The organism is Stenotrophomonas sp. YJH_SMC_10, assembly GCF_059371555.1.
Genome location: NZ_JCAFUS010000007.1, coordinates 117,216 through 134,084, shown reverse-complemented (window position 1 = coordinate 134,084; position 16,869 = coordinate 117,216). Strand labels below are relative to the sequence as shown.

Genomic DNA, 16,869 nt, shown 5'->3' with positions numbered 1-16,869 from the left:
GCGCCATGTCATTCCGATCCACACCGCTGCTGCTGGCCACCGCGTTCGCGGCTGCGGGCCTGTGCCTGGCCGGCAACGCGTTCGCCCACGGCACCATGACCACGCCGGTCAGCCGCGTCTATGCCTGCTTCCAGGGCAATCCCGAGAACCCGACCAATCCGGCCTGCGCCGCCGCCAAGGCGGTTGGCGGTTCGCAGGCGTTCTACGACTGGAACGGCATCAACCAGGCCAACGCCAACGGCAACCACCAGGCCGTGGTACCTGACGGCAAGCTGTGCAGCGGCAACAACCCGACCTTCCGCGGCCTGGACGTGAACCGCAGTGACTGGCCGACCACGCCGATCCAGCCCGATGCCAATGGGAAGTTCACCTTCGTGTTCAAGGCGACCGCACCGCACGCCACCCGTGACTGGCGCTTCTTCGTCACCCGCGAAGGCTGGCAGCCGGGCAGCCCGCTGCGCTGGGCCGATCTGCAGGAGTTCTGCACGCTGGGCAACACGCCGCTGTCGGCCGATGGCACCTACAAGCTGCAGTGCACGTTGCCGCAGCGCAGCGGCCAGCATGTGATCTACAACACCTGGCAGCGCTCGGATTCCACCGAGGCGTTCTACACCTGCATGGACGTGCGCTTCGAGGGCGGTGCTGGGGGGACGACACCGGCACCGCAGTGGCAGGATGCCGGCCCGGTCACCGCGCGCGGCGAGCTGCCGGTGGGAACCACCCTGGCGCTGCGGGTGTTCAATGCCGGCGGCAACGATGTCGAACGCGTGGAGGTCACGCTGGCCAGTGGCCAGACCACGGCGGCGCAGTGGCCGTTGGCGCTGGCGCGCAAGGTCAATGCCAGCGCGCAGCATGCACGCGTCGGCGTGCTCAGCAATGGCGTGATCACGCCGGCAGCCTCGGCGACCGACAACCGCGTGTACCTGAAGGACGGCAACCGCTTCCAGCTCGATACCCGCGTGCCGGACCCGGGCACGCCGTCGCCCGGCGGTGACTTCGACCACGTGTACCCGGCGGGCATCGGCAGCTATGTGCCGGGCCAGACCGTGGTGAAGGGCAGCGACGGCAAGCTGTATGCCTGCCGCCCGTTCCCGGAGGGCGCGTGGTGCAACGTCAATGCCGAGGCGTACCGGCCGGGCGTGGGCGCGGCCTGGCGCGATGCCTGGATCGCTTACTGAGAACACGCGCAGGGAACGGTGGTCGAGCACCGTTCCCTGCAAAGCGTGAGGCAAGCCAGCGGGTGAGTGTGAAGCCGCTCCCAGGCGACGCCATCCGCGTTGCCTTTCAAAGTAATCCGATGGATACGGGCAGTGCGCATGCCGAGACTTCGCGGGGTTCCACCACCCACAGGAGATCTGCATGCATCTGTCCCATCGGACGTTTTTCGCGCTGTCTGCGCTTGCCGGCATCGTCGCCTCCGGCAGCGCGTTCGCCCACGGCACCCTGTCCAAACCCTTCAGCCGCGTCTACGCCTGTTACCAGGGGAATCCTGAAAACCCGACCCATCCGGCCTGCGCCGCCGCCAAGGCGATCGGTGGCGCGCAACCGTTCTACGACTGGGCCGGGATCAACCAGGCCGAGGCCGATGGCAACCACCAGGCCGTCGTGCCGGATGGCGAGCTGTGCAGCGGTGGCAACAGCAAGTACCGCGGCCTGGACCTGAACCGCAGCGATTGGCAGACTTCGCCGATCCGCGCCGACGCACGTGGCCGCTACACATTCGAGTTCAAGGCACCGGCACCGCACGCCACCCGCGACTGGACGTTCTACGTCACCCGCGAGGGCTGGCAGCCGGGCAGCCCGCTGCGCTGGGCCGATCTGGAGGCGTTCTGCACGCTGGGCAACGTGCCGCTTTCGGGCGATGTCTACAAGTTGGACTGCCCACTGCCCAAGCGCAGCGGCCAGCACGTGATCTACAACACGTGGCAGCGCTCCGATTCGAAGGAAGCGTTCTATACCTGTGCCGACGTACGTTTTGAGGGGGGTGACATCACCCCGCCACCGGAGTGGGAAGACGCGGGGGCCATCACCGCGCGGGGGGAACTGGAGACCGGTACCACCCTGACCCTGCGCGTGTTCAACGCCAGCGGCAATGACCTGGAAAGCCCGAAGATGACCCTTGCCACCGGGCAGACCTCCGCCACGCAATGGCCGCTGGCGCTGGGCCGCAAGGTCAATGCTTCGGCCCAGCATGCCCGGGTGGGTGTACTGAACAACGGCATCATCACCCCCATCGCCTCGGCCACCGGGAACCGCGTCTACCTGAAGCCGGGCCATCGCTTCCAGCTCGACACGGCGTTGCCGGATCCGGTCGATCCGCCGCCGGGTGACTACGACTTCGTGTATCCGGAAGGTATCGGCAGCTATAAGCCCGGCGAAACCGTGGTCAAGGGCTCGGACGGCAAGCTCTACGCCTGCCGCCCGTTCCCGGAGGGCGCCTGGTGCAATGTCAACGCCGAAGCCTACCGTCCGGGTACCGGCTCTGCCTGGCGCGATGCCTGGATCGAGTACTGAAGGCAGGGCACCGGGGGCGGCGTAGGGTCGCCTCCGGTTTCCAGGGTTGCCGGCCAGTGCCATTGCCGGCCAGCGGCCGGCACTACCCGGGGTTCGTGCGGTTGCCGGCCAGCGGCCGGCACTACCGGGGTTCGTGCGGTTGCCGGCCAGCGGCCGGCACGACCGGGTTCATGCGGTTGCCGGCCAGCGGCCGGCACTACCGCGGGGTTCATGCGATTGCCGGCCAGCGGCCGGCACGACCCGGACTTACTTGCTGCTGACGTACTTCTCGCGGCGGATCTGCGGGTTGCCCAGGCCGGCGGCCTTCAGCAGCTCGGCGCAGGCATCGACCATGTCCGGGTTGCCGCACAGGTAGGCGATGTCGGTGGCCGGGTCCGGCGTGAAGCCGGCCAGCGCCTGCTGCACGTAGCCATGCTGCACGTCCGGGTGCGGGTTGGCCGGCAGCTCGCGCGACAAGCACGGAACATAGCGGAAGTTCGGGTGCTTTTCGGCGAAGCTGTAGAAATCTTCGCTGTACAGCAGCTCGCCCGGGGTGCGCGCGCCCTGCAGCAGCACGATCTCCACACCGCGCTCGGCCATGGCCTTTTCCAGCAGCGGCAGCATCGAGCGATAGGGGGTGACGCCCGTACCGGTGGCGATCAGCAGGTAGCGGCCGTTGTGGTCGCCGGGGTGCAGGCAGAACCGTCCATACGGGCCCGACGCGTTGATCCGGCTGCCGTGCTCCAGCGCCTCGAACAGCGCCGTGGCAGCGCCACCGGGCACGAAACTGACCGCGATGTCGACCGCCTCGCCCGGGCCCAGCGCGTGGTCATGGATGGTCGCCAGCGAGTAGCTGCGCTTGGTTTCGGTGCCGTCGGCGTAGCTGAAATGGACCTGGATGAACTGGCCGGGCTGGAAATCCAGCGGCTGTCCATCATCACGCACGAACTGGTAGTGGCCGACGGTCGGGGCCAGCATGCGGCGGCCGACCAGCTTGAGGGGGAATTGAACAGGCACGACTTTTCGGGACAGTGTGTAGCCGGGGCAAGCCCTCGGGGTCTTCTATAATAGCCCCTCCCCGCCCCTCTCCAGCGCCAGCCCATGGGCGCGAAGGCTTCGAGCTTGGCATCCCAGAACGATACGGCGCCCGCCCTGCGCGTGCGCGACCTGCGCAAGACCTACGACAACGGCACCCAGGCCCTGAAGGGCGTTTCCCTGGAAGTGGCCCCGGGCGATTTCTTCGCCCTGCTTGGCCCCAACGGGGCCGGCAAGTCGACCCTGATCGGCATCATCAGCTCCCTGGTCAACCTCAGCGAGGGCAAGGTGGAGGTGTTCGGCAGCGACCTGGTGGTCAACCGCAGCGCCACCATGCGCCTGATCGGGCTGGTGCCGCAGGAAATCAACTTCAACCTGTTCGAGAAGCCCTTCGACATACTGGTGAACTACGCCGGTTTCTACGGCGTGCCCCGCGAGGAGGCCGAGCAACGCGCCGAAGAGGAACTCAAGCGCGCACACCTGTGGGAAAAAGCACAGGTGATGAGCCGCACGCTGTCCGGCGGCATGAAGCGCCGGCTGATGATCGCCCGCGCGATGATGACCCGCCCGCGCCTGCTGATCCTGGACGAACCGACCGCCGGCGTGGACATCGAGATCCGCCGCGACATGTGGCGCGTGCTGAAGGAGATCAATGCCGCAGGCACCACGATCATCCTCACCACTCACTACCTGGAAGAAGCCGAATACCTGTGCCGCCACCTGGCGATCATCAACCACGGCCAGATCGTCGAGCAGGGGCCGATGCGCACCCTGCTGGCCAAGCTGGACGTGGAAGGCTTCCTGCTGGACATCGACGGCGACCTGCCGGCGCAGCTGCCGGTGATCGAAGGCGCGACGCTGACCGCGCCGGACCCGCACACCCTGGACATCGACATGCCGCGTGCGATGGACCTCAACCGCGTGTTCGCCACGCTCAACGCGTCCGGCATCCGCGTGCGTTCGATGCGTACCAAGAGCAACCGCCTGGAGGAGCTGTTCGTGCGCCTCACCGGCAACCTGGAGAAGCCTGCATGAGCACCACCGAGCTGACCGACGGCCAGCGCAACCGCATCGCACTGATGACCATCGTGCGCCGCGAAGTCGCCCGCATCATGCGCATCTGGGGCCAGACCCTGGTGCCGCCGGCGATCACCATGACCCTGTACTTCCTGATCTTCGGCAACCTGATCGGGTCGCGCGTGGGTGACATGGGCGGCTACACCTACATGCAGTTCATCGTGCCGGGCCTGGTGATGATGAGCGTGATCCAGAACAGCTACGGCAACATCAGTTCCTCGTTCTTCGGTGCCAAGTTCGGCCGCCACGTCGAGGAACTGCTGGTCAGCCCGATGCCGAACTGGGTGATCCTGTGGGGCTACGTGGCCGGTGCCGTGCTGCGCGGCCTGATGGTGGGCGTGATCGTGCTGATCATCGCGATGTTCTTCACACCGGTGCGCATCCCGCACCCGCTGGTGACGCTGACCACGGTGCTGCTGGGCGCGACGATCTTCTCGCTGGCCGGCTTCATCAACGCGGTGTACGCCAAGAAGTTCGATGACGTGGCGATCGTGCCGACCTTCATCCTGACCCCGCTGACCTACCTGGGCGGCGTGTTCTATTCGGTGAAGCTGCTGCCGGGCTGGGCCGAAGCGGCCACGCACGCGAACCCGATCTTCTACATGGTCAATGCGTTCCGCTATGGCCTGCTGGGCAGCAGCGACGTGCCGGTGACGGTGGCGTATGCGCTCATGGTCGGTTTCGTGGTGGTACTGACCCTGGTGGCGCTGTGGCTGCTGCGCCGTGGCGTGGGCATGCGCAGTTGAGACCTGCGTGGTAGTGCCGGCCGCTGGCCGGCGACACTGGATCCACGCCATGCGCGGATGAAGCGCCCCCTGTAGAGCCAAGCCGATGCTTGGCTCTTTTCGTTTCGGATTACGGCTAGGCTGTGGCGATGAAGATCACTTCCATTCCGTTGGACGAGGCCGTATCGGATGGCCCCATCGATGCCTTCAGCCATGCGTTGCTGGGCGATTCACCCACGCTGGATGAGGTGCTGGAATACCTGGCCTCGCGGCACGCGGCTGATCCCCGGTATCGCTACCTGTGCACGCTCGATGATGCCGGCCAGTGCCGCTACACCAGCATGCACGCGTCAGACGACGCGCGCATCGCGCTCTACGAGGACGAAGACCCGGCAACCCCCGACGATGCGTTGGCGGCACGCGGGCGGTTGCTGGCGCATGTGGTCGCGCAGCTCGAGCATTCCTCTCATCGGCTGGACTGGAGCGCGCTGGCAGGCACACTGATGTGCAATGACGCAGACATCGAGGCATTGGTCGCGGCCAATGCCGCACCGGACCTCATCGTCGACGAGGTGGTCTGCGTGCAACAGGTGCCCGTGGATCGTGACGACCTGCTGATCGCCGCCCTGCCCAACGGCTACTTCAGCGCGGACTGGAACATCTTCCAGAACCACGCCCTGATCCGGCACCTGCAAAAGCACTACGACTACCGCCTGTTCGGGCTTGGCGCATCGTGGCTGGGCTTCCAGCGCGACAGCGCGCCGTCGCCTGCGGAAGCGGACGCTCTGGTCGCGGACCTGCAGCGCGTCTACGCTGCCGGAACGCACGACGCCTGGTCACAGCTGGCTGCAACGCTGACCTCCCGCACCACGCTTCTATTGGGATACACCGAAGGCTTCAGCGAACAGCTGCCCTGAGCGCGGCTCTACACCCGCTCGCGCAGCGAGCGACCCCGCTTCCGCTCCTGATCTGTTTTCCGTGGTGGCCGCACCCGGCCAACCCCACTGAACCGTGCTTTCCGCGAACCACCACGAGGGGCACCGCCGTTGGCCGCGATCTCCGGCACAATCGCAGTTCTGATTCCCCCAGCACACGGTGAACGTGCAATGCGCATCCTGATCCTCGGCGCCGGCGGTACCGGCGGATACTTCGGTGGTCGCCTGGCCCAGGCCGGCGTCGATGTCACCTTCCTGGTGCGCCCGGCACGCGCCGCACAGCTGGACCGCGACGGCCTGGTCATCCGCAGCCCGCTGGGCGATGCCCGCTTCCCGGTGCAGCACGTCACCGCCGATGCGCTGCCCGCGCTCGCTGCGGAGACGCCGTTCGATCTGGTCATCCTCAGCTGCAAGGCCTACGACCTGGACAGCTCCATTGACGCCATTGCCCCGGCCGTTGGCGCGGGCACCACGGTGCTGCCGATCCTCAATGGCCTGCATCACTACCACGCGCTGGACGCGCGCTTCGGCCGCGAGGCCGTGCTCGGCGGCCTGTGCTTCATCAGCGCCACCAAGGCACCCGATGGCGCGGTGCTGCACCTGGGCAAACCGGCCAAGCTGACGTTCGGCGAGCGTGATGGCGATGCGGATTCCGCGCGCGTGCGCGCCTTCGCTGCGGTCTGCGCGAAGGCCAACCTGGACCACGTGGCCAGCGACCGCATCGGCCAGGAACAGTGGATCAAGTACACCTTCCTGACCGCGCTGGCGGCGGCAACCTGCCTGCTGCGTGCCGACATCGGCACCATCGTCGCCACCGATGATGGCCAGGCCATCGTGCGCGGCCTGTACGACGAATGCCTGGCCGTTGCCGAAGCCGCCGGCGAACCGATTCCCGAGGCCGCGCAGGACACCGCGCGCGGCACCCTGACCCAGGCCGGCTCGGCACTGAAGGCATCGATGCTGCGTGACCTGGAAGCGGGCCAGCAGGTGGAGGCCGAGCAGATCGTCGGCGACATGCTGGCGCGTGCGCGCAAGGCCGACCAGGAAGCGCTGCTGCTGCAGGTGGCCTACAGCAGCCTGCAGGCCTACCAGGCGTTGCGCAGCGCGTGAGCCTCAGCCCGCAGGCGAGCGCGCTGCCGGGACGGGTGCTGATCCTCGGCCTGGGCTGGAGCGGACGCGTGCTGGCCGCGCAGCTGCAGGCGCGCGGCGTGCAGGTTGCCGGGACAGTACGTGATCCGGCAGCGTCGTCCGACGATGGCCTGCGTCGGTACCCGTTGCAGGCCGGTACCCCGCCTGCGCCCGGCCTGCTCGAGGAGATCGCGCGCGCCGAGGCCGTACTGTGCAGCGTACCGGCCGATGCCGAGGGTGACCCGGCGCTGCGCATGCTGCTGCCGGCGCTGCACGCCAGCCCGGCCTTGCGCTGGGTCGGCTATCTGTCATCGACCTCGGTGTATGCCGACCGTGCCGGCGGCTGGATCGACGAATCCAGCGTGGCGGACGCCACTGAAGCCGTCGGCGTGCAGCGCCGGCTCGCGGAAGCCCAGTGGCGTGCGCTGGCCGAGCAACGCGGCATTGCCTCTGCGGTACTGCGCCTGCCCGGCCTTTACGGACCGGGTCGCAATGCGCTGCTGCAGCTGGCGCAGGGGCGTGCACGCCACGTGGTGCGCCCTGGCCTGGTGTTCAACCGCCTGCACGTGCAGGATCTGGCCGCGGTGATCATCGCGGCGATGCAGCGACCGGTAGCGCAGGGGATGTACCTGCCCAGCGATGACGAGCCGGCACCGCCGCAGGACGTGCTGGCCTTCGCCGCGCAGCTGGGGGGATTTGCGATGCCACCCGCCGTGGCCTGGGATGACCCGGCGCTGAGCCCGGCCCTGCGGCGCTTCTACCAGAGCAGCAAGCGCATCAACAGTCGCGGCACGCGTGCCGCGCTGGGGTGGCAGCCGCGATTCCCCAGCTACCGTGAGGGCCTGCGCGACCTGCTCCGGTAGTGCCGGCCGCTGGCCGGCAATCAGGATGTGCTGCCGGCCAGCGGCCGGCACTACCATCAACCCGCGTCGGGCAGGCGGAAGAACGCACGCGTGGCGGCAGTGGCATTGGCCGCAGTCACGGCCACGTCCTCGCCCCGGTCACGGGCCAGTTCTTCCACGATGTGCGAGAGGAACATCGGTTCATTGCGGCGGTCCTTCGGCATCGGCTTCAGCGTGCGCGGCAGCAGGTACGGCGCATCGGTCTCGATCATCAGGCGGTTGGCCGGGATGTTCTTCACCAGTTCGCGCAGGTGCGCGCCGCGGCGCTCGTCACACAGCCAGCCAGTGATGCCGATGTACCAGTCCTGGTCCAGGTAGTCGAACAGCTCATCGCGTTCGCCGGTGAAGCAATGCACCACCGCCGGGCCGATGCGCCCTTCAAAGTTCTTCATCTGCGCCATGAAATCGGCGTGCGCGTCGCGCTGGTGCAGGAACAGTGGCTTGCCGTTGTCTACCGCCAGCTGCAGCTGGCGCTCGAACGCACGGTGCTGGGCCGGGCGCGGCGAGAAGTCACGGAAGTAGTCCAGCCCGCACTCGCCCACCGCCACCACTTCGGGGTGGGCATGCAGCGCGCGCATTTCGGCATCGCATTCCTCGGTGTATTCCACCGCGTGGTGCGGGTGCACGCCGGCGGTGGCGTACAGGAAGCCCGGGTGCTGCTGCGCCAGCTGCAGGGCCAGCGGCGAGTGCTCGCGGCTGGCGCCGGTGATGACCATCTGCACAACGCCGGCCTGGCGCGCGCGGTCCAGCACGGCATCGCGGTCGCGGTCGAAGGAGTCGTGGGTCAGGTTGGCGCCGATATCGATCAGGTGCATGGGGGGCTACTGGGCAGTATTCGTGCACATTGTAGCGCCCGCCTCGGCAGTGATCGGCGGGTCAATGCGTGTGGCGGTCGTGGCGCTCCCAGCGCTCCGGCAAGTTGAGCGCAGCGCAGGGCTCGCACACCAGGTCGCCATTTCGTTGGCGGATGAACCGCATCCCCGCGTCGGGGCGTGCTGCGCAGGACTGGCGCGATCCACCTCCGACCAACAGCCGGAAGCCGTCTGGATTGTGGCACACGGTCAAGGTATTGAAGGTCGGCCCCATCCTGCTGCGCGCGAACTGGGCGAAGAAGATGAAAGCCTGGTCGCCGGAGATTTCCAGCGAAGGAAAGTCCGGCGAACGCAGAATGCCCTGTTCATAGGCACGCCGGATCGACAGTTCATCGCTCATGCCCTGCGGCAGGTAGCGCTGCTGAACGTCCGCACCCAGCAGGCGCGCCATCGGGTGGGCTGTGTCGGACGGCGCGGCGCTGGCACTGTTGCACGTAGGCAGCAGCAGGAGTGAGGCAAGCAGGAGGCTGGGACGCATGGGCAGGCCGGAGGCAGGGCGCGTTACCAGAACACCCCGACCTTGCGGGGTCAAGCCACGTCGGCGCCGGGACGTTTATCCTTGGAACATGAAACCGCCTGTTTTCCCGATCTCCACGCTGATTCCGCAGGTCCTGGACGTACTTCGACAGCACTCTCGATTGGTGCTGGAAGCGCCACCTGGCGCCGGCAAGACCACCCAGGTGCCACTGGCGCTGCTCGATGCACCGTGGCTGCAGGGGCGGAAGATCGTCCTGCTGGAGCCGCGCCGGGTCGCTGCACGCAGTGCCGCGCTGTTCATGGCGCGACAGCTCGGCGAGGACGTCGGCGGCACGGTCGGCTACCGCATCCGCTTCGAGAACAGGATCTCGGCACGCACGCGCATCGAAGTCGTCACCGAAGGCATCCTGACCCGCATGCTGCAGGACGACCCGATGCTGGAAGAGGTCGGTGCGATCCTGTTCGACGAATTCCACGAGCGCCACCTCAGTGGCGACCTCGGGCTGGCGCTGGCGCTGGACGTGCAGGCGCAGCTGCGTGACGACCTGCGCCTGGTGGTGATGTCGGCCACGCTGGACGGCGAGCGGCTGGCACGCTTCCTCGATGCACCGCGGTTGAGCAGCGAGGGCCGCAGTTATCCGGTGGCGATCAGCCACTTCCCGGCGCGCCGCGATGAAACCCTGGAACTGCAGGTGCGCCGCGCCGTACAGCAGGCCTTGGCCGAGCATCCGGGTGACCTGCTGGTGTTCCTGCCAGGCCAGCGCGAGATCGCGCGGGTGCAAGCGGGCCTGCAGGAATCGCTGGATGCCGGCGTGGAGGTGCTGGCCCTGCACGGTGAACTGCCGGTGGAACAGCAGGCGCGCGTACTGCAGGCGGCCAGCGATGGGCGCCGCCGCGTGGTGCTGGCCACCAACGTCGCCGAGTCGTCGGTGACGCTGCCCGGCGTGCGCGTGGTGATCGACAGCGGCCAGGCGCGCGAGCCGCGCTACGACCCCAACAGCGGCTTCACCCGGCTGGACGTGGTGGCCATCGCACAGGCCTCGGCGGACCAGCGCGCGGGCCGTGCCGGCCGCGTGGCCGAAGGCGTGGCCTGGCGGTTGTGGCCGCAGTCGCAGCGGCTGGAGCCGCAACGCCGCGCCGAGATCGACCAGGTGGAACTGGCCGGACTGGCGCTGGAACTGGCCGCCTGGGGCAGCACTGACCTGCGCTTCCTCGATCCGCCACCTGCCGGCCCGATGGGCGCCGCGCGCGAACTGCTGCAGCGGCTGGGCGCGCTGTCCAGCAGTGGCGCGATCACCGCACTCGGCCGGCGCGTGCTGGCGCTGGGCACGCATCCACGGATGGCGGCAATGCTGCTGGCAGCGCCCGATGCACGTGCGCAGGCCCTGGCCGCCGATCTGGCCGCCCTGCTGGAAGCGCGCGACCCGCTGCGCCAGGGCGGTGACGCGCTGGCGGCCCGCTGGCGCGCACTCGCCGCGTTCCGCAACGGCCGCGCGCCGGTGGACGCCCATCGCAGCGGGCTGGCCGCCATCGATGCTGCCGCCAAGCAGTGGCGACGACGCCTGCGCTGCGAGACCGCGCCGCCGTCCAGCATCGAGGCGCACGAACTCGGTGACCTGCTCGCACACGCTTTCCCCGACCGGATCGGTTTCCAGCATCCCAGCGATCCCCTGCGCTACCTGCTGGCCAATGGTCGCAGCGCGCGCCTGCACGAGCTGAGCGACCTGCGTGGTGAACCGTGGCTGGTGGCCAGCGAACTGCGCTTCGAAGCGCGCGATGCGCTGCTGCTGCGTGCCGCCCCGGTGGATGAGGGCCGGCTGCGCAACGCGTGGCCGGAACGCTTCGTCACTGAAGACGTGGTGCGCTGGGACAGTGAACGCCGCGCCCTGGTGGCGCTGCGCGAGACCCGTTTCGACCGCATCGTGCTCGACAGCCGCTCCGCTGGCCGGGTCGATCCGCAGCATGCCGCGCAGGCGCTGACCGATGCGGTGGCCGAACTCGGCCTGCAGGCCCTGCCGTGGACCGAAGGCCTGCGCCAGTGGCAGGCCCGTGTCGAATCGCTTCGACGCTGGATGCCGGAACTGGATCTACCCGACTGCAGCGACGCGGCCCTGCTGGCCAACCGCGCACAGTGGCTGCAGCCCGCGTTTGCCGGCAAGAGCCGCCTGGATGCGCTGGACGAGTCCAGTTTCGGCGAGGCGCTGAAGTCGCCGTTGGAGTGGTCACAACGCCAGCTGATCGAGCGTCATGCACCCACGCGCATCACCGTGCCATCCGGACTCGAGCGGCCGATCACCTATGCGCTGGACAGCGATAGCGGCGATCCGCTGCCGCCGGTGCTGGCGGTGAAGCTGCAGGAACTGTTCGGCCTGACCGATACGCCGCGCATCGCCGATGGCCGCGTGCCGCTGACCCTGCACCTGCTCTCCCCCGGCGGCCGCCCGCTGCAGGTCACCCAGGATCTGCGCAACTTCTGGGAGAACACCTACGCCGAAGTAAAAAAGGAAATGAAGGGCCGCTACCCGCGCCATCCGTGGCCGGATGATCCGTGGACGGCCACGGCCACGCACCGGGCCAAGCCGCGCGGGACCTGAGGGGTAGTGCCGGCCGCTGGCCGGCAGCCCCGTGGCACCCGGTGGAGCGCATTGCCGGCCAGCGGCCTGCACTCCCCCTAGCGGACCTGCCTGATCCTGAATGGCTACGCTGAAGTCACACCGCCTGCGTCCCCGACTGACATACCGTTTACGGGCAACGCGCGACACTGGACTTCGACCCGAGGCAAAGGACCCCCGCATGAGCAAGCTGACCGTGATCACCGACCGCGCTCTGGAGCGCGCCCTGGACCTGGCCCATAGCGCCGGCGACGGCTTGAAGAGCGCCGGTGGCAGCCTGCGCCATCTTGGCCCGCAGGCCAGTGACTGGATCAAGACCGGCGCGGCGCTGGGCGCCGTCAAGACCGGTGGCAAGGTCGCCACCAAGTTCGCCCGCCGCAACCCGGCCGTGACCATCGCCGCCGCTGCAGTGGGCGTCGGCCTGCTCGGCTATGCGCTGTACCGCAAGCAGCAGAAGAAGAAGGCCGCCAACGGCCACGTGGTGAATGGGCAGGCGCAGCGGATCAGCGCGCGTGACCGCCGCAACGATACCGTGGTGGACGAGCACAGCGATATCGGCAGCGACGCGTGAATCCACCGGGGTCGGATCCTTCCGCAGGAAGGGCTCTGACCCCAGGGCAGCGCATGAGGGCCGGACGCCGCAAGGCCTCCGGCCCTTTCTGTCTCAACCGATCTGCCGCCACTGTCCGGGCTGCAGGTCGTCCAGCCGGTAGGGTCCCATCGACACCCGCACCAGCCGCAGTGTCGGCAGGTTCACCGCCGCCGTCATCCGCCGCACCTGGCGGTTGCGCCCCTCGCGGATCGTGATCGCCAGCCAGCTGTCAGGCACGGTCTTGCGGAAGCGTACCGGCGGATCGCGCGTCCACAACGCGGGAGCCGGATCAAGGCGTTCGATCTTCGCCGGCAGGGTCGGCCCGTCATTCAGTTCCACCCCGTCGCGCAACCGCTGCAACTGCTCGTCACCGGGCGTGCCTTCCACCTGCACCCAGTAGGTCTTGTCGGCCTTGTGCCGGGGGTCGGTGAGCTTGTGCGCCAGGGTGCCGTTGTCGGTCAGCAGCAGCAGGCCCTCGCTGTCATGGTCCAGGCGGCCGGCGGCATACACGCGCGGCGGCAGGCCGAACCCGGCCAGGGTCGGCCGTGGCGGCACACTGCGGTCGGTGAACTGGCAGAGCACGTTGAAGGGCTTGTTGAAGGCGATCAGCATTGCGGGCACGGCAGGCGGCGGGTGTGGGCATTGTCCCATGCCGCGCTGCCCGCTCGCCGAGCGCGGCCCGGCGCTACCGGGCATCACGCCCGCCGAAGCTGCGACGCGATCAACCGAAGACCTTCCACTCCAGCAGGAAAGAGCCCAGCACCAGTGCGATGCCGCACGCCGCGATGACATTGGCCCGGCGCCGCAGGCGAACCGGCGGCGGATTCATGGCCCGCGCGCGCTCCTCCAGCAGCGCACCGGCAAACAGCACGACAAACCCCACCGTCGCCACCAGGTCGTAGGCATGGCCACCGTAGAACACGAAATCAATCAGCCGCGCCAACACCAGCACTGCAACAGCGATATAGAACACCTTCTTCAACTGTCCACTCCATTGGCAGCAGGGCCGGGCCACGCCCGGCGGATACACCTTACGTCCATTGTGACGCCGCAGCGCTCACCGGGCGCAGCCCGGCGCCGCACTTACGGCTTGATGAAGCGCAGGGTCATGCGGTCGCTTTCGCCGATCGCCTGGTACTTCGCATCATCGGCCTTGTCGTGCTGGTTGGTCGGCGGCAGCGTCCACACGCCGTTCGGGTGGTCCTTGGTGTCGCGCGGGTTGGCGTTGACCTCGCTGCGCGCGTCCAGTTTGAAGCCGGCGGCTTCGGCCATTGCGATCACCTGCTGCTGGCCGACATAGCCGGTGTCATCGTCATCGGCCACGTCGGCCTTGGCGCGGTGCTCGACCACGCCCAGCACGCCGCCCGGCTTGAGCACGTTGAAGAAGCCCTGGAACATGCCCTGCGCCTGGCCAGCCTTGCGCCAGTTGTGCACGTTGCGGAAGGTCAGCACCACATCGGCTGAATTGGCCGGGCCGAACACCGGCTTGGCCGGATCATAGGCCACCACGGCAGTCTTGCCGAACTGTGCCGGCGCGCCGGCGTACTTCTTTTCCAGGCTGTCGCGGCTGCGCTGCTGGTAGTCACGGCCGCGACCCTCGGGCACCGCCATCGGATCGACCACGGCAGCCACGTAGCGGCCCTTGTCCTGCAGCAGCGGCGCCAGGATCTCCGAATACCAGCCGTTGCCGGGCGTGATCTCGATGACGGTCTTTTCCGGCGTCACCTTGAAGAACGACAGCGTCTGCGCCGGGTGGCGGAAGCCGTCGCGCTTGACGTTGTTGGCATCACGGGTGGGTGCCTTCACCGCCGCGTCGATGGCCGGTGACACCTGGATCTTCGCCGGCGCCACCGTGGCCGGTGCGGCGAACGCAGGAACAGCGGCAATCAGGGCCGAAGCAAGCAGCAGGCGGCAACCACGCAGGGACGAAACAGGCATCATCGGAGCGACTCCAGCGGAAGATGCGGCGAGACTAGCAGCCGCGGCGCACCAGGTGTTCACAAAACGTTAGCTGCGCGCCTGACGCGGAACACTGTTTTGTGGTTGCCGCCGCAGCACGGTCACACAACGCGTTCTATTCTGGAGCACTTCCCCCAAGGAGTCCGTGCCCATGACGGCAACCCGCGAACTGGGCCGTTCCGGCCTGCATGTACGTCCGCTCGCCTTCGGTGGCAACGTGTTCGGCTGGAGCGCCGATGAGAAGGCCAGCTTCGCCCTGCTCGATGCCTTCGTTGACGCCGGTTTCAATCTGGTCGACACCGCCGACGTGTACTCGGCCTGGGTGCCGGGCAATGCCGGCGGCGAATCGGAAACGCTGATCGGCAAGTGGTTTGCCCGCAGCGGCAAGCGCGACAAGGTGGTGCTGGCGACCAAGGTGGCCAAGTGGGCCGAGCGCCCTGGCCTGACCCCGGACAACATCAATGCGGCGGTCGAGGATTCGCTGCGCCGGCTGCAGACCGACGTGATCGATCTGTACCAGGCCCACGAGGATGACGAGGCGACGCCGCTGGAAGCGACGCTGGCCGCGTTCGGGCGGCTGATCGAAGCCGGCAAGGTGCGCGCCATCGGTGCGTCCAACTACAGCGCCACGCGCCTGGCCGATGCCCTGAAGGTGTCCACCGACTACAAGTTGCCGCGTTACGAAACGCTGCAGCCGGAGTACAACCTGTATGACCGTGCCGGCTACGAAAAGGAGCTGGAACCCCTGGTGCAGCGCGAACAGATCGGCGTGATCGGCTACTACGCGCTGGCCAGCGGCTTCCTCAGCGGCAAGTACCGCACGCCGGCCGATGCAGCCAAGAGCCCGGCGCGTGGCGAGACCGTGGTGAAGCGCTATCTGAATCCGCGCGGCCTGCGCATCCTGCAGGCGCTGGACGACGTGGCCAGCAAGCACAGCGCGAGCGCTGCGCAGATCGCACTGGCATGGCAGATCGCGCGGCCGTCGGTCACCGCACCGATCGTCAGCGCCACCAGCGTCGAGCAGCTGCACGACCTGCTGGCAGCGGCCAATCTGTCGCTGAGCGTGCAGGACATCGCGCAACTTGACGCCGCCAGCGCCGAAGCCTGAGACCCGGTGGTGCCGGCCGCTGGCCGGCATGACACAGTCAGGTAGTGCCGGCCGCTGGCCGGCATGACACAGTCAGGTAGTGCCGGTCGCTGGCCGGCATCGCGCGGTAAAGAAGAAAATAATTGAACAAAATGGTTGCGCGCGACTAAATCGTGGTTTATCGTGCGCACCTCGTTTCAACAACCACTGGAAACTTCCCTTGAACGCGCATTCCGTCGCCATCGCCAAACTGCTGCCATGCCTGCGCATGGACGTGCTGGCGCGCGCGTTCGGCAAGGAACCCCAGCTGACAACGGCCTGATACCCGCCCTGCGGAGATCGGCCACCCCGATCTCCGAGGCCTGGCGACGCCCTCGGAACGCAAGTCCCGGGGGCGTTTTCGTTTGCGTCGGCACAAGGACCCGCGATGCCAGAACTGCACCCCGCGCGGCAATCCGCCGCTCACTGACCCAGGATTTCCCCGCCCCGCCGAAGGATTTACTTCGCGCGAGTGGCGGCGCCTGGACATTATCTGCATCGCTCCCAAACATTATCGCTCGCGATAATGTCGGTGGCCTGCACCCTCGATTCTCCAACGGTCCCGTTTCCACCACGGGCTGGTGCGCGCGGCGTTGCCGTGGCGTATGCCGGAGGTCGCGGACATGCCATCGCCTGGATCGCCTGCTGGAGGCAGGCGCCGGTTCGCCGGTACGCGGTTCGATTCCGCGCGGTCCCCAACTGGATAGCTCAGTAGGGTAGAGCAACGGATCCTGATTCCGTCTGTCGTGGGTTCGATTCCCACTCCAAACCACATGACCTGTCACGTCATGACCTGAAGCAACACCCGGGGCGCAAGCCCCAGCGGCCATCGTCGCCGTCCACCGCCATCGCCTTCGGGCGGGGCGTGGACGGCAACGGACCGCACGCCGGGCTCCGGCCCGCCGCCACTGCCAGCCACGTTCCGCCCCGGTGCTG

At 67.9% G+C, this 16,869-nt stretch carries 16 protein-coding genes and 1 tRNA gene; 11 read left to right on the top strand and 6 right to left on the bottom strand.

Features of this window, described 5'->3' with window-relative positions; genetic code table 11:
* The first annotated feature begins 5 nt into the window (after positions 1-5).
* Together AC5P9C_RS11320 and AC5P9C_RS11315 are read left to right on the top strand one after the other, a co-directional pair.
* Positions 6-1,178, top strand: coding sequence for a lytic polysaccharide monooxygenase auxiliary activity family 9 protein (locus tag AC5P9C_RS11320; RefSeq protein ID WP_074725696.1), 1,173 nt, complete (start codon positions 6-8; stop codon positions 1,176-1,178).
* A gap of 181 nt (positions 1,179-1,359) precedes the next feature.
* Complete coding sequence (locus tag AC5P9C_RS11315; RefSeq protein WP_343541180.1) at positions 1,360-2,514, top strand: lytic polysaccharide monooxygenase; 1,155 nt, start codon at positions 1,360-1,362, stop codon at positions 2,512-2,514.
* Positions 2,515-2,760: 246 nt separating this feature from the next.
* Here AC5P9C_RS11315 and AC5P9C_RS11310 read toward each other — a convergent pair whose 3' ends face one another.
* Entirely contained in the window at positions 2,761-3,510 is a 750-nt protein-coding gene (locus AC5P9C_RS11310) for a ferredoxin--NADP reductase (protein WP_343541182.1), read from the bottom strand.
* A gap of 84 nt (positions 3,511-3,594) precedes the next feature.
* Here AC5P9C_RS11310 and AC5P9C_RS11305 point away from each other — a divergent pair, with 84 nt between their 5' ends.
* The 5 genes from AC5P9C_RS11305 to AC5P9C_RS11285 all read left to right on the top strand — a co-directional run bounded on the left by AC5P9C_RS11305 (position 3,595) and on the right by AC5P9C_RS11285 (position 8,256).
* Entirely contained in the window at positions 3,595-4,563 is a 969-nt protein-coding gene (locus tag AC5P9C_RS11305) for an ABC transporter ATP-binding protein (protein ID WP_049470794.1), read from the top strand.
* Positions 4,560-5,351 (top strand): ABC transporter permease, encoded by a 792-nt coding sequence (locus AC5P9C_RS11300; RefSeq protein ID WP_049459865.1) that lies wholly within the window; start codon positions 4,560-4,562, stop codon positions 5,349-5,351. Before AC5P9C_RS11305 ends, AC5P9C_RS11300 begins: the two co-directional genes overlap by 4 nt.
* 128 nt (positions 5,352-5,479) lie before the next feature.
* Positions 5,480-6,247: a hypothetical protein gene (locus AC5P9C_RS11295; protein ID WP_343541183.1), complete on the top strand. Its 768-nt coding sequence runs from the start codon at positions 5,480-5,482 to the stop codon at positions 6,245-6,247.
* A 189-nt stretch (positions 6,248-6,436) separates the two neighbouring features.
* The gene (panE, locus tag AC5P9C_RS11290) at positions 6,437-7,375 is read left to right on the top strand and encodes a 2-dehydropantoate 2-reductase (protein WP_343541184.1); all 939 of its coding nucleotides are present in this window, start codon (positions 6,437-6,439) and stop codon (positions 7,373-7,375) included.
* Positions 7,372-8,256, top strand: coding sequence for an NAD-dependent epimerase/dehydratase family protein (locus tag AC5P9C_RS11285; protein WP_343541185.1), 885 nt, complete (start codon positions 7,372-7,374; stop codon positions 8,254-8,256). Before panE ends, AC5P9C_RS11285 begins: the two co-directional genes overlap by 4 nt.
* Positions 8,257-8,312: 56 nt before the next feature.
* On the opposite strand, the gene AC5P9C_RS11280 is transcribed toward AC5P9C_RS11285, so the two are convergent.
* Together AC5P9C_RS11280 and AC5P9C_RS11275 are read right to left on the bottom strand one after the other, a co-directional pair.
* Positions 8,313-9,110 (bottom strand): TatD family hydrolase, encoded by a 798-nt coding sequence (locus AC5P9C_RS11280; protein ID WP_053505455.1) that lies wholly within the window; start codon positions 9,108-9,110, stop codon positions 8,313-8,315.
* A gap of 61 nt (positions 9,111-9,171) precedes the next feature.
* Complete coding sequence (locus tag AC5P9C_RS11275) at positions 9,172-9,558, bottom strand: hypothetical protein (protein ID WP_123959211.1); 387 nt, start codon at positions 9,556-9,558, stop codon at positions 9,172-9,174.
* Between the two features lie 175 nt (positions 9,559-9,733).
* On the opposite strand from AC5P9C_RS11275, the gene hrpB reads away from it, so the two are divergent.
* Together hrpB and AC5P9C_RS11265 are read left to right on the top strand one after the other, a co-directional pair.
* Positions 9,734-12,238: an ATP-dependent helicase HrpB gene (hrpB, locus tag AC5P9C_RS11270; RefSeq protein WP_312558439.1), complete on the top strand. Its 2,505-nt coding sequence runs from the start codon at positions 9,734-9,736 to the stop codon at positions 12,236-12,238.
* A 199-nt stretch (positions 12,239-12,437) separates the two neighbouring features.
* Entirely contained in the window at positions 12,438-12,827 is a 390-nt protein-coding gene (locus tag AC5P9C_RS11265) for a hypothetical protein (RefSeq protein WP_049459858.1), read from the top strand.
* A gap of 93 nt (positions 12,828-12,920) precedes the next feature.
* Here AC5P9C_RS11265 and AC5P9C_RS11260 read toward each other — a convergent pair whose 3' ends face one another.
* From AC5P9C_RS11260 to AC5P9C_RS11250, 3 genes are all read right to left on the bottom strand, one after another.
* Positions 12,921-13,460, bottom strand: a complete 540-nt coding sequence (locus AC5P9C_RS11260) for a pseudouridine synthase (RefSeq protein WP_049470775.1) — start codon at positions 13,458-13,460, stop codon at positions 12,921-12,923.
* A 109-nt stretch (positions 13,461-13,569) separates the two neighbouring features.
* Entirely contained in the window at positions 13,570-13,821 is a 252-nt protein-coding gene (locus AC5P9C_RS11255) for a hypothetical protein (RefSeq protein ID WP_223224768.1), read from the bottom strand.
* Between the two features lie 110 nt (positions 13,822-13,931).
* On the bottom strand, positions 13,932-14,789 hold the full coding sequence (locus tag AC5P9C_RS11250; protein ID WP_049470771.1) for a class I SAM-dependent methyltransferase: 858 nt from the start codon (positions 14,787-14,789) through the stop codon (positions 13,932-13,934).
* A gap of 169 nt (positions 14,790-14,958) precedes the next feature.
* Here AC5P9C_RS11250 and AC5P9C_RS11245 point away from each other — a divergent pair, with 169 nt between their 5' ends.
* Positions 14,959-15,915, top strand: coding sequence for an aldo/keto reductase (locus AC5P9C_RS11245; protein ID WP_049470769.1), 957 nt, complete (start codon positions 14,959-14,961; stop codon positions 15,913-15,915).
* 717 nt (positions 15,916-16,632) lie between these two features.
* Positions 16,633-16,705, top strand: a tRNA-Gln gene (locus AC5P9C_RS11240).
* Positions 16,706-16,869: the final 164 nt, after the last annotated feature.

Coding starts and splice junctions, on each gene's coding strand:
- AC5P9C_RS11320 (WP_074725696.1), top strand. CDS start 6: ATGTCATTCCGATCCACACCGCTGCTGCTGGCCACCGCGTTCGCGGCT.
- AC5P9C_RS11315 (WP_343541180.1), top strand. CDS start 1,360: ATGCATCTGTCCCATCGGACGTTTTTCGCGCTGTCTGCGCTTGCCGGC.
- AC5P9C_RS11305 (WP_049470794.1), top strand. CDS start 3,595: ATGGGCGCGAAGGCTTCGAGCTTGGCATCCCAGAACGATACGGCGCCC.
- AC5P9C_RS11300 (WP_049459865.1), top strand. CDS start 4,560: ATGAGCACCACCGAGCTGACCGACGGCCAGCGCAACCGCATCGCACTG.
- AC5P9C_RS11295 (WP_343541183.1), top strand. CDS start 5,480: ATGAAGATCACTTCCATTCCGTTGGACGAGGCCGTATCGGATGGCCCC.
- panE (WP_343541184.1), top strand. CDS start 6,437: ATGCGCATCCTGATCCTCGGCGCCGGCGGTACCGGCGGATACTTCGGT.
- AC5P9C_RS11280 (WP_053505455.1), bottom strand. CDS start 9,110: ATGCACCTGATCGATATCGGCGCCAACCTGACCCACGACTCCTTCGAC.
- AC5P9C_RS11275 (WP_123959211.1), bottom strand. CDS start 9,558: ATGGCGCGCCTGCTGGGTGCGGACGTTCAGCAGCGCTACCTGCCGCAG.
- hrpB (WP_312558439.1), top strand. CDS start 9,734: ATGAAACCGCCTGTTTTCCCGATCTCCACGCTGATTCCGCAGGTCCTG.
- AC5P9C_RS11265 (WP_049459858.1), top strand. CDS start 12,438: ATGAGCAAGCTGACCGTGATCACCGACCGCGCTCTGGAGCGCGCCCTG.
- AC5P9C_RS11260 (WP_049470775.1), bottom strand. CDS start 13,460: ATGCTGATCGCCTTCAACAAGCCCTTCAACGTGCTCTGCCAGTTCACC.
- AC5P9C_RS11250 (WP_049470771.1), bottom strand. CDS start 14,789: ATGATGCCTGTTTCGTCCCTGCGTGGTTGCCGCCTGCTGCTTGCTTCG.
- AC5P9C_RS11245 (WP_049470769.1), top strand. CDS start 14,959: ATGACGGCAACCCGCGAACTGGGCCGTTCCGGCCTGCATGTACGTCCG.